Consider the following 12183-nt stretch of genomic DNA (forward strand, 5'->3'; position numbering starts at 1 on the left):
ATCGGCTGCCTTTTTTCATTTGAGTTGAACGAATGTTCGCTTGAGCCGAGGGCTCAGCCGAGCTGGAACAGCAGGGGCCAGCCCTGCTCCTGGCAGTAGCGGTGCTCCTTCTCCAGGTTCTGCATCAGGAGCCGGTTCTCGTCGCACCAGTCCAGCGGCAGGGTGACCACCAGCTGATCGCCGGCGGCCTGCACGTTCCACTCGGGCAGCAGGTTGTCCTGGCGCCTGTGGTGGGCCGCCACCGCGAGGCGCAGGATGCGGATGCAGCGCAGCACCGTCTGCTCGTCGTGGTTCGGCAGGGCGGGCAGTTCGGAGAGCTTGAGCCCCTTGCGCTGGAAGCGCACCAGGGCCGCCAGCAGGGCCTGATCGTCCTGGTTGAAACCGGGCAGGTCGGTGTTTTGCAGGATATAGGCGGAGTGGCGGTGAATGCCGCTGTAGTTGATGGCGAGGCCAATTTCGTGCAGCCGGGCCGCCCAGCCGAGGATGGCGCGATAGGGCTCCTCCGGCATCTCCCAGGGGCCGCTCAGGGCATCGAACAGGGAGAGGACGCTCTGCTCCACCCGGGTGGCCTGGCGCTTGTCGATGCGATAGTGGGTGGAGAGGGCCAGGGCGGTGCGCTCGCGGATGTCGTGGTGCTGCAGCCGCTCCTCGAACTCGTACAGCAGTCCCTCGCGCAGGGCGCCGTCGGAGTACTCCATCCGCTCGATGGGCAGGGAGGTGAAGAGCCCGAGCAGGATGGCCACCGCGGCGGCGAACACCCCCTGGCGCTCCTCGGTGAGGCCCGCCAGCTTGAGCTGGTCGACCCGCTTGTGCTTGAGCATCTCGGTCTTGAGGCGCTCCAGGCCCGCCAGGGTGATGGCGCCGTCGGTCCACTCCTCCCCCTGCAACACGTCGCGCACGGTGCGAATGGAGCCTGAGCTGCCGAGGCAGCTCTGCCAGCCGAGCTTGCGGTACTGGTTGATGATGGGGGCGAGCTGGTGCTGGGCCTCAAGCACTGCGTTGTTGAAGGCCTTCTCGCCAAGCTTGCCGTTGGCAAAGAAGCTCTGGGTGAAGCTGACGCAGCCCATCTTGCGGCTGGTGAGGGCCTTAGGCTCGAACCCCTCGCCGATGATGAGTTCGGTGCTGCCGCCACCGATGTCCACCACCAGCACCTGGCCCTCGATGTGCTGGGTATGGGCGACCCCCTGATAGATGAGGCGCGCCTCTTCCTGGCCGCTGATAATCTCTATGGGGTGGTTGAGCACCTTGGCCGCCTCGCTCACAAAGGCGCGGGCGTTGCTGGCCCGGCGCAGGGTATAGGTGCCGGCGATGCGGATCTGATCCGGCTTGATGTTGGTGAGGCGCTCGGCGAACAGGGCGAGGCAGTCGAGGCCCCGGGCCATGGCCTCGTCCGACATCCGGCGCTGCTCGTCCATCCCCTCCGCGAGGCGCACCCGCTCCTTGATGCGATCGACGAGCTGCATCCGCCCCTCGTTGAGACGGGCGATGACCATGTGGAAGCTGTTCGACCCCAGATCGACAGCGGCGTACAGACTATTGTCCATGGTTTGACTCTATGCGTTTGAGGTAGTCGTATATCGCGACCTGGGAACGGACCTTGCGGCGGTTGCCCCGCTTCACGTACTCGTTCTTCTGGTCGGCATCGATGACCCGCGCCTTGCAGGTGTCGCCGAGCTGCAGCTCGAGGATGTCGAGGATGCGCTGCTTGAGCCGCTCGTCATAGATGGGGGTACCCACCTCGATGCGACCGTCGATGTTGCGGCTCATCCAGTCCGCGCTGGAGATATAGAGCTGGGGGTTGCCCTTGTTGTGGAACACCATGACGCGAGGGTGCTCGAGGAAGCGGTCGATGATGCTGATGACCCGGATGTTGTCGCTCAGGCTAGGCACCCCGGGGCGCAGGGCGCACATGCCGCGGATGATCATCTGGATGGGCACCCCGGCCTGGCCGGCGGCATAGAGCCGGTTGATGAGGTCTCTGTCCACCAGGTTGTTGATCTTGAGGGTGATGCCGCTGGGTTGCCCCGCCTTGGCGTTGGCCAGCTCGTTGTCGATGAGGCGATAGAGCTGGCGGCGGCTGTTGATGGGGGAGACCAGCAGGTGGTTGAACTTGTAGCGCCGGTACGGGTATTCGATGTACTCGAACACGCTCTCCACCTCGGCGGTGATGTCCGGGTGGCGGGTCAGCAGGGAGAAGTCGGTGTAGATCTTGGCGGTCTTCTCGTTGAAGTTGCCGGTCCCGATATGGGCGTAGCGCACCGCCTCGCCGTTCTCGTGGCGGGTGATGAGGCAGAGCTTGGAGTGGATCTTGAGGCTGGGCACCCCGAACACCACCTTGACCCCCGCATCGGTCAGGATGTTGGCCCAGTCGATGTTGGCCGCCTCGTCGAAGCGGGCGCGCAGCTCCACCACCACGGTCACCTTCTTGCCGTTGTTGGCGGCGTCGATGAGGGAGTGGATGATGCGCGATTTCTTGGCGACCCGGTAAATATTGATGCGAATGGCACTGACCGCCGGGTCAAACGCCGCCTGGCGCACCAGCTCCGTGAAGTGGTGGAACTTGTGATACGGGTAGTAGAGCAGTATGTCCTGCCGGGTGATGGCGTCGAAGGCGTTGACGAAGCCGTCAAAATCGCGGCAGTCCAGGGCTGGCAGCTTGGGGTTCTCCAGGTATTCCCGGCCCACGTTGGGGAAGCCGATGAAGTCCTTGAAGTTGTGATAGCGCCCGCCCGGCATGATGGCGTCGTAGGAGCTGATCTGCAGCTTGAGCTTGAGGAAGCTTATCATGGCCGCGGGCATCTCCCGCTCGTAGACGAAGCGCACCGGCATGGCGGTAAGGCGCTGCTTCAGGCCGTCACTCATCTTGTCCACCAGGCTGAGGTCCAACTGGTCGGAGAGATCGTATTCGGCGTCCCGGGTCAGCTTGACCGCGTAGGCCGCTATCTCGTCGTAGTCGAAGAAGCCCTTGAAGATCTCGTCGAGACAGAAGCGGATGACGTTGTCGAGGATGATGATCTGCTTCTTGCGGCGCGTCCCCTCCGGCGGCAGCTGGAAGAAGCGGGGCAGATCGTCGGTCGGCACCTCCACCAGGGCGTACTGGATCACCTGGCCGTTCTTCTTCATCTCGATGGCGAGGTAGGTGTGCTCGTCTTTCAGGAACTTGACCGGGTTGACCTCCTTGTTGAGCAGGATGGGGATGATGTGGCGCAGCACCTTCTCCCGGAAGAAGACCCGCAGCCACTGCTGGATGGCATCGGAGAGCTGGTTCTCGTTGACCAGGAAGATGTTGTGGCGGGCCAGCGCGAGCAATAGCTCCTTGTAGGTGTTGTCGAACGCCTCGCCGAGCGCCATCACCTTCTGCTGGATGGCCCGCAGCAGTACCTTGGCCTCGTCATCGCCGCCGTGCACCTCGTTGATGAGGATGCGGCGCTTGACGTCCGATACCCGTACCTTGAAAAACTCGTCCTGGTTGGAGGAGAAGATCCCGAGGAAACGGACCCGCTCGATGAGCGGAACCGTCTTGTCCATGGCTTCTTGCAACACCCGTTCATTGAATGAGAGCCAACTCAGCTCTTTCTCTTCATACTGCCTGTCGGTGCTCATCTGGTGCCTCTGTACTCTGGTTGCGTCTGCGCGGAAGTTATGGCGTCAAACCATGACAAATTTATGACAACCAGCACTATTCGGTCAGGTCCTGGTCGATGTCGACCACCAGGTCGTCGGAGAGGGACTCCAGGGCGCTGACGAGATCGTCCAGCTCGAGCTGGGGTGGCAGGGCCACCAGGGCATGGGCGTAGAAGAGCGGCGCGCCGCTGTGGGGCGCCGGCTCGCAGCCTGTGGTGAGATCGGCCACGTTGATGTTGAGCTGGCGTAGTATGCTGGCCACCTCGTGGACTATGCCCGGCCTGTCGTTGCCGGTGACGCTCAGCATCACCTGACGGGCCGGCTCCGGGCTGAGCTGCCCCTCGGCGAAGCTCACGGTGAGGCCCGGCAGCATCACCAGCGCCTCGCACAGGGGACGATAGTGCTCGTCGGGGACGGCGACGTGCAGTATGCCGGCAAATTGCCCCGCCAGTTCACTCATGGAGCTTGCCAGCCAGTTGCCCTGCTGTCGGGTGATGGTATCGGCCAGGCTCTCGACGATGCCGGGCTTGTCTGCGCCGATCACGGTGACGACCAATTGCTTTTGCATCCTGCTCTCCTTGAATGGGACTGCGTGGGGGACGTCCGGCAGCGACGGCGAGTGCGCCAGCGCGTCCATGGGCTCTGACATTGTGCCTGCTGTGACAGGCCATATGAAGCCCGCCTTGCGCAAATTTAGTGAAAAAACGCGAATGCCGGCGCGGGTTTGATTTCAGCTCTGCCTGCGCCGCTTTCCACGTGGTAGAGTGTGGCCCCTCCGTGTTGATGTGAACTGGAAATGTCTTGTGAACGGGATGTGCGTGTATGAATAGCCTTGTCGTATCGGGATTGGTGTTGTTGGTGTTGCTTCTGCTGGCGATCTTCTGGAGCAGGGGCAAGAAGGGCAAGGCGCTGCCCTATGATCTGCAGGAGACCCTGTTCACCCCCGCCGAGCGTTCCTTCCTCGGCGTGCTGGATCTGGCGGTCGGCGACCAGGCCCGGGTCTTTGCCAAGGTGCGGGTGGCCGATGTGCTGACGCCGGAGACGGGGATGGGCAAGAGCAAGTGGCAGCAGGCGTTCAACAAGATCAGCGCCAAGCACGTGGACTATCTGCTCTGCCACCCCTCCGATCTCTCCTTCATCTGCGCCATCGAGCTCGATGACAGCTCCCATCGCCACCAGAAGCGCAAGGTGCGCGACAGTTTCCTCAAGGCGGCCTTTGACAGCGCCGGTCTGCCGCTGCTGCAGATCCCGGCAAGCAGCCATTATCAGGTCGAGGAACTGCGCGAACAGATCCTGCCGCTGTTAAGCGGCCCCCGCCTTGCCCCGGATGAGGATCTGCTGCCTGGGGATCGCCGCGAGCCGACCTTCAGCCCCTTGCAGCTGGATCGGGTCGAGGTGGAAGAGCCCCGCCATGGCGGTCGTACCCCGGGCGTCGCCCCCGTCAAGGCCATACTGTCGCCACGCCCTGCGCCGTTGCCGGCTGCCGATGCCGAGCTGGTGGATAATCTGTTTGCCGAGGGGGAGGATGATGAGGAGGTGTATCCCCATCGGGTGCCCCACTGCCCGCGCTGTGATGCGCCCCTGGTGGAGCGGGAGGCCAAGAAGGGTCCCCACGCCGGTCGCCTGTTCCTGGCCTGCAGCCGTTTCCCCGAGTGCCGCTACGCCGCGCCCCAGGAGAGCGTCAAGCACTGATCCCGCCTTCGGCGCCGGCTGTCGTCGGCGCCTTGTTGCCCCCTGCGCCGATTTTCCTCCGATACTCTGTCTGGCTGGAAGCGTGATCCCCGTCCCGACGGGACACTCTGTAACGCGACAAGTTTTGACAATCCGCCAGAATTTTGGCACTTTGTGGCCTTTATGACATTGTGCATAGCTAACTATCATAAGTAGTTTAAAAACAATAACTTGGCGTCAGGTGTGTAAGAATATGGATATGATGGCTATGGGGGTGCTGATCGTGGATGCCGATGAAGCGCGGCGTCAGCAGTTGGAAACCGTGCTCTCCTTCATGGGGATCCCCTGGCAGGAGGTGGTGGAGGCCGATCTCGAGGTGGCCATCGAATCGTCAGGTCCGCTGCAGGGGATACTGGCGGGCAGTCTGCTCGAACGCCCCCTGGCCGAGCTGCTGGCCACCTACCCTCGCATCCCCTTCATCTCCCTGACGTCGGCGGATCACCCCAACAGCAACTTTATCGGCGGCAGCGACGATCCCTTCACCTACGAGTCCCTGACCCGCCATCTGCACTTCTGCCAGGCCTTCATCTCCCTGCACCCCAGACAGCAGATCCACGACAAGGGTCAGACCCTGCTGCGCCTGCTGGTGGGCAAGGGGAAGGGGATCCAGGAGGTGCGCCGCCTCATCGGCCAGGTGGCGCAGACCGATGCCAACGTGCTGATCCTGGGGGAATCCGGGACCGGCAAGGAGGTGGTGGCCCGCGCCATTCACGAGCTCTCCGCCCGAAGCTCGGGCCCCTTCGTGCCCATCAACTGCGGCGCCATTCCGGCAGAGCTTCTGGAGAGCGAGCTGTTCGGCCACGAGAAGGGGGCCTTCACCGGTGCCATCGCCGCCCGTCGCGGCCGCTTCGAGCTGGCCCAGGGGGGGACCCTCTTCCTCGACGAGATCGGCGACATGCCGCTGCCCATGCAGGTCAAGCTGCTGCGGGTGTTGCAGGAGCGCCAGTTCGACCGGGTCGGTGGGGGCAAGACGGTGCAGGCGGACGTGCGCGTCATCGCCGCGACCCACCGGGATCTGGAGGCGATGATCCGCACCCAGGCGTTTCGCGAGGATCTCTACTATCGGCTCAACGTCTTCCCCATCGAGACGCCGCCCCTGCGCGAGCGCTGCGACGACATTCCCCTGCTGTTGCAGGAGCTGCTCAATCGCCATGCCGAGCAGCACAGGGGCATCATCCGCCTGACCCAGCGCGCCATGGAATCCCTGATGCAGTACCCCTGGCCCGGCAACGTGCGCGAACTGTCCAACCTCATCGAGCGCCTGCTGATCCTCTACCCGAACCAGATCGTCGATGTGGCGGACCTGCCCGGCCGCTACCGGCTGTTGCCGAGCGAACCCAGGGATGAGCGCCTCACCGAGATGGACGAGCGGGATGCCCTGGCCGCCGTGTTCCAGTCCCCGCCCGTGCTGGATCCGGGCATCGCCATGCCCCTGCCCATGCAGCTGCCCCAGGAGGGGGTCAACCTCAAGGAGATGCTGGCCGACCTCGAGGTGGAGCTGATCCGCCAGGCCCTGGAGTCCCAGGACGGGGTGGTGGCCCGCGCCGCCGACCTGCTCAGCATGCGCCGCACCACGCTAGTGGAGAAGATGAAGAAGTACGGCATGAGCAAGGACAACTGAGGTCAATGCTTTGACGCTTGGCTGTCAACACATTGATATTAATGCAATAAATCACTGGCATGGAAATTGAATAAGCTGACCCAATCGCCAGTTTGAGGTCAGCTTTATGACAATCTCGCAGCAGGACAACCCCCTCCAGTCACACGAAGTGAGCCAGCTCTACGCCATCTTCACGGCGCTGCCTACCGGCGTGCTGCTGCTCGACGGCGAGGGGCTGATCACCCGCGCCAACCCGGCGGCCCAGGCCTTGCTCGGGGAACCGCTGGAGGGCCTCTTCTGGCGCCAGATCATCGCCCGCTGCTTCCAGCCCAGGGAAGACGACGGCCACGAGATCTCCCTGCGGGACGGGCGCCGGGTCCAGCTGTCGACCCAGCCGCTGCCGGATCAGCCCGGGCAGCTGGTGTTCATCACCGATCTGACCGAGACCCGCCAGTTGCAGGACAGGGTCAACCACATGAAGCGGCTGTCCGCCCTTGGCAACATGGCCGCCTCCCTGGCGCACCAGATCCGCACCCCCCTCTCCGCCGCCATGCTCTACGCGGCCAACCTGGCGAACCGCACCCTGAAGCCCGAGTCCCGCAGCCAGTTCCAGCAAAAACTGATGGCTCGCCTGCAGGATCTCGAGAAGCAGATCAACGACATCCTGCTGTTTGCCCGCAACGGTGACAACCAGGTGGTGGCCCCCATCTCGGTCCAGGGGCTGCTGGCGGAGGTGCAGGCCGGCGCCGAGGCCTTCTGCCAGCAGCAGGGCTGTGCCCTGCACCTGGAGGTGCCGGAGCCGGATCTCTGCCTGCTCGCCAACAGCAGCGCCCTGGCGGGCGCCATCAACAACCTCATCGCTAACGCGCGCCAGGCCGGCGCCGATTCGCTGCTGGTGAGCGCGGTGCGCAGCGGCAACCGGGTGGAGATGCGCGTGCTCGACAACGGCAAGGGGATGCCGGCGGCCTTGCTCGGCCAGATCTTCGAACCCTTCTTCACCACCCGCTCCCAGGGCACAGGCCTTGGGCTCGCCGTGGTGCAATCCGTGGTGCGTGCCCACCAGGGGGAGGTCAGCGTGGCCTCTGTCCCCGGTGAGGGCACCTGCTTTACCCTGTCGTTCCCCCTGCATCAGCAAGCGGTGCAGCTCGGAGGTGTAGCATGACCCAGGCTCGTATTCTGGTGGTGGAAGATGACAACGGCCTGCGCGAGGCCCTGGTGGACACCCTGCTGCTCGGTGGCTATGAGTGCCGCGAGGTGGACAGCGGTGAGCGGGCCCTGCTGGCCCTGTCGCGCCAGCGTTTCGACATGGTGATCTCCGACATCCAGATGGGAGGCATGGATGGCCTCACCCTGCTGGCCAATATCCGCCAGCAGTATCCCCAGGTGCCTGTGCTCCTGATGACCGCCTACGCCAACATCGACGGTGCGGTGCGCGCCATGCGCGAGGGGGCCATCGACTACCTGGCCAAGCCCTTCTCCCCCGAGGTGCTGCTCAACCAGGTCAGCCGCTATGTGCCGGCCCAGAAGGTGGAGAGGCGGGCCGTGGTGTACGGGGATCCCAGGACCGCCGAGCTGTTCCAGCTGGCGACCCGGGTCGCCAGGAGCGAGGCCACCGTGATGGTGACCGGCCCGAGCGGGACGGGGAAGGAGGTGCTGGCCCGCTACATCCACGACAACTCCAGCCGTGCCGAGCAGGCCTTCATCGCCATCAACTGCGCCGCCATTCCGGAGAACATGTTGGAGGCGACCCTGTTCGGTTACGAGAAGGGGGCCTTCACCGGAGCGGTGCAGGGGTGTCCCGGCAAGTTCGAGCAGGCCCAGGGAGGCACACTCCTGCTCGACGAGATCACCGAGATGGATCTGGGGCTCCAGGCCAAGTTGCTGCGGGTCTTGCAGGAGAAAGAGGTGGAGCGGCTCGGCAGCCGCAAGATGATCCCCCTCGATGTGCGGGTCATCGCCACCAGCAACCGGGATCTGAAAAAAGCGGTGCAGGACGGGTTGTTCCGCGAGGATCTCTACTACCGCCTCAACGTCTTCCCCCTGCGCTGGACCGCGCTCTGGGAGCGCCCGGGGGACATTCTGCCCCTGGCGGAGCATCTGCTGGCGCTCCACGCCAGCCAGATGGGGCTGCCGACGCCGCGGCTCGCGGAGGAGGCCCGCGAACGCCTGATGGCCCACTCCTGGCCCGGCAACGTGCGCGAGCTCGACAACGTGGTGCAGCGTGTCCTGATCCTCTGTCCAGACGGGCTCATCGGGTGCGAGCACCTGATCCTGGAGGAGACGGACGAGACGCTGGTACGCCCCCTCGAGCGGCTGTCGGGGGAGGGGCTCGGCGGCGAGCTCAAGCTGCAGGAGCACCAGATCATCCTGGACACCCTGCAGGAGTGCAATGGCAGTCGCAAGGCGGTGGCCGACAAGCTCGGCATCAGCCCGCGTACCCTGCGCTACAAGCTGGCCCAGATGCGTGACGCCGGCATAGAGCTGCCCGCCTAGGCTTGATGCCGGTGCCATGGCCTTGCCGGCCCGGCTCGATTATCATGGGCCCCTGACGATCGGAATCCGGCTCCCTGCGATCCTGTGCGGGGAGCCCTGTTAGGAGACGCCCATGATCTCTCATCGAAAACTGGAAAGCCTGCTCAACCACCTGCTCGAACCCCACGCCATCAAGGACTACTGCCCCAACGGCCTGCAGGTGGAGGGGCGCGAGCGCATTCGCAAGGTGGTGACCGGTGTGACCGCCAGCCAGGCCCTGATCGATGCGGCCGTGGCCGCCGATGCCGACGCCATCCTGGTTCACCACGGCTACTTCTGGAGCGGCGAGCCGGCCCAGATCACCGGCATGAAACAGCGCCGCCTCAAAACCCTGCTGACCCACGACATCAACCTGTTCGCCTATCACCTGCCCCTGGACGTGCACCCCGAGGTGGGCAACAACGCCCAGCTCGCCAGGCTGCTCGGCATCAAGGTGCGTCGCGGCCTCGAACCCTGGAACAGCAAGAGCGTCGCCATGGTGGGCAAGCTGGAAGAGCCCATAAGCGGGGCCGACTTTGCCAGGCTCATCGCCGAGCGCCTCGGCCGCGAGCCGCTCCATTGCGGCGACAGCGGGCCCGAGCTCATCCGTTCCGTGGCCTGGTGCACCGGTGGCGGCCAGAGCTACATCAGCCAAGCGGCGGAGCAGGGCATAGACGCCTTCATCTCCGGCGAAGCCTCGGAGCAGACCATCCACACCGCCCGCGAGATGGGCATGCACTTCTACGCCGCCGGTCACCATGCCACCGAGCGTTATGGCGTCAAGGCGCTGGGGGAGTGGCTCGCCACGGTGCACGGGCTGGAAGTGACCTTTATCGATATCGACAATCCGGTGTAGGGCCGATTAGCCGCGCAGCGGCGTAATCGGACGTGATGGCAGCAATTGCGCTGGTCGATAGAAATGACAAGGGAGGCCTAAGCCTCCCTTGTTGTGTCTTACTACTGCTAGCGGTTACTCGCTGGCATAGCCTGCCAGGCCAAGCTGCTTGCCATCGAGGAAGGCAGACCCTTCTCGCATCTGCAAGCGCCCCTCGCAGAACCACTGCACCACCAGGGGGTAGATGCAGTGCTCCTGGACCTGGACCCGGGCAGCGACCTCGTCGGCGCTGTCCCCCTCGAAGATGGGCACGCGAGCCTGCAGGATCACCGGGCCGCCGTCGAGCTCCTCGGTGACGAAGTGGACGCTGGCGCCGTGCTCGTCGTCACCGGCCTCGATGGCACGCTGGTGGGTGTGCAGTCCCTGGTACTTCGGCAGCAGGGAGGGGTGGATGTTGATCATCCGTCCGGCGAAGTGGCGCACCAGATCGCCGCTCAGGATCCGCATAAAGCCGGCCAGCACCACCAGATCCGGCTGGTAGTCCTGCATCAGGGCCAGCAGGGCGGCATCATACTCCTCCCGGCTGGCGAACTGCTGCTGGGCCAGGATGGCGGTGGCCACCCCCGCCTCTTTGGCGCGAACCAGGCCATAGGCATCGGCCCTGTTGCTGATGACGCCCACCACCTGGCCCGCAATCTTGCCGCTGGCACAGCCGTCGAGGATCGCCTGCAGGTTGCTGCCGCTGCCGGAGATCAGAACCAGGATCCGCATCATTTGATGATGACCTGCTCCTCGCCATCGGCCGCCTTGGCGATGTGGCCAATGTGCCAGGCGTTCTCGCCTTCCGCCTTGAGCAGGGCCAGCGCCTTGTCCAGCTGATCCGCCGGCAGGGCGATGATCATGCCGACGCCGCAGTTGAAGGTGCGGTACATCTCGTGGCGGGTGACGTTGCCGGCCTGCTGCAGCCAGCTGAACACCGCCGGCCACTGCCAGCTCTGCTCGTCGATCACCGCCTGGGTATTGGCGGGCAGCACGCGGGGGATGTTCTCCCAGAAGCCGCCGCCTGTGATGTGGGACAGGGCGTGGATCTCGCACTCCTCGATGAGCTTGAGCACCGGCTTCACATAGATGCGGGTCGGCTCCAGCAGGGCGTTGGCCAGGGTGGTGTCACCCAGCGGTTGGTGGACGTCTGCCTTGGAGACTTCCAGGATCTTGCGAATGAGGGAGAAGCCGTTGGAGTGGGGGCCGCTCGCGGCCAGGGCGATCAGGGCATCCCCTTCGCCGACCTTGCTGCCGTCGATGATCTCGCTCTTCTCCACCACGCCGACGCAGAAACCGGCGATGTCGTAGTCTTCCCCTTCATACATGCCGGGCATCTCGGCGGTCTCGCCACCCACCAGGGCGCAGCCGGACTGCTCGCAGCCGACGCCGATGCCGGTGACCACGGCAGCGGCGGTGTCCACGTCCAGCTTGCCGGTGGCATAGTAGTCGAGGAAGAAGAGGGGCTCGGCGCCCTGGACGATGAGGTCGTTGACGCACATGGCCACCAGATCGATCCCCACGGTGTCATGCTTCTTCAGATCGATGGCCAGACGCAGCTTGGTGCCCACCCCGTCGGTACCGGAGACCAGTACCGGTTCCTTGTAGCCTGCAGGGATTTGACACAGGGCCCCAAAGCCGCCAAGACCACCAAGGACTTCAGGACGACGAGTGCGCTTTGACACGCCCTTGATACGTTCAACCAGTGCATTGCCGGCATCGATATCCACGCCAGCATCCTTGTAGCTCAGTGAGGTTTTGTCAGTCACGCGTATTCCCCGTCATATAAAGAAGTGGAGGGTAAAATTCGGGGCGTATTCTATCAGTGGGCAGGGAAAAGCAG

General features: G+C 64.3%; 10 protein-coding genes. 5 read left to right on the forward strand and 5 right to left on the reverse strand.

Translation table 11 applies throughout. The features are described 5' to 3' along the window. Positions 1-53 precede the first annotated feature (53 nt). From ppx to AB5Y72_RS16420, 3 genes are all read right to left on the reverse strand, one after another. Positions 54-1544, reverse strand: a complete 1491-nt coding sequence (gene ppx, locus AB5Y72_RS16410; RefSeq protein ID WP_216990586.1) for an exopolyphosphatase — start codon at positions 1542-1544, stop codon at positions 54-56. Continuing rightward, positions 1534-3603 carry a polyphosphate kinase 1 gene (gene ppk1 / locus AB5Y72_RS16415; protein ID WP_368199248.1) on the reverse strand — a complete coding sequence of 690 codons (2070 nt, stop codon included), beginning with the start codon at positions 3601-3603 and terminating at the stop codon, positions 1534-1536. Before ppk1 ends, ppx begins: the two co-directional genes overlap by 11 nt. Before the next feature lie 76 nt (positions 3604-3679). Then, entirely contained in the window at positions 3680-4192 is a 513-nt protein-coding gene (locus AB5Y72_RS16420; protein ID WP_209793017.1) for a glycine cleavage system protein R, read from the reverse strand. A 254-nt stretch (positions 4193-4446) separates the two neighbouring features. Between AB5Y72_RS16420 and AB5Y72_RS16425 the strand changes: the two genes are divergently transcribed. The 5 genes from AB5Y72_RS16425 (at position 4447) to AB5Y72_RS16445 (ending at position 10322) form a co-directional block, all read left to right on the forward strand. Further along, entirely contained in the window at positions 4447-5316 is an 870-nt protein-coding gene (locus tag AB5Y72_RS16425; protein ID WP_325783078.1) for a DUF2726 domain-containing protein, read from the forward strand. 238 nt (positions 5317-5554) lie between these two features. Then, positions 5555-6976 carry a sigma-54 dependent transcriptional regulator gene (locus AB5Y72_RS16430; protein ID WP_325783117.1) on the forward strand — a complete coding sequence of 474 codons (1422 nt, stop codon included), beginning with the start codon at positions 5555-5557 and terminating at the stop codon, positions 6974-6976. A gap of 106 nt (positions 6977-7082) precedes the next feature. Beyond that, a complete protein-coding gene (locus AB5Y72_RS16435; RefSeq protein ID WP_209793013.1) occupies positions 7083-8117 on the forward strand; it encodes a PAS domain-containing sensor histidine kinase in 1035 nt (344 codons plus the stop codon). Continuing rightward, on the forward strand, positions 8114-9448 hold the full coding sequence (locus AB5Y72_RS16440) for a sigma-54-dependent transcriptional regulator (protein ID WP_368199250.1): 1335 nt from the start codon (positions 8114-8116) through the stop codon (positions 9446-9448). Before AB5Y72_RS16435 ends, AB5Y72_RS16440 begins: the two co-directional genes overlap by 4 nt. Before the next feature lie 112 nt (positions 9449-9560). Beyond that, positions 9561-10322: a Nif3-like dinuclear metal center hexameric protein gene (locus AB5Y72_RS16445; RefSeq protein ID WP_368199251.1), complete on the forward strand. Its 762-nt coding sequence runs from the start codon at positions 9561-9563 to the stop codon at positions 10320-10322. Between the two features lie 114 nt (positions 10323-10436). Here AB5Y72_RS16445 and purN read toward each other — a convergent pair whose 3' ends face one another. Next, a complete protein-coding gene (gene purN, locus AB5Y72_RS16450; RefSeq protein WP_039040246.1) occupies positions 10437-11075 on the reverse strand; it encodes a phosphoribosylglycinamide formyltransferase in 639 nt (212 codons plus the stop codon). After that, positions 11072-12109, reverse strand: a complete 1038-nt coding sequence (gene purM, locus AB5Y72_RS16455) for a phosphoribosylformylglycinamidine cyclo-ligase (RefSeq protein WP_039040247.1) — start codon at positions 12107-12109, stop codon at positions 11072-11074. The genes purN and purM overlap by 4 nt, the downstream gene beginning before the upstream one ends. Positions 12110-12183 lie beyond the last annotated feature (74 nt).

It is taken from the genome of Aeromonas sp. R7-4 (assembly GCF_040908055.1).
GTDB classification, from domain to species: domain Bacteria; phylum Pseudomonadota; class Gammaproteobacteria; order Enterobacterales; family Aeromonadaceae; genus Aeromonas; species Aeromonas sanarellii.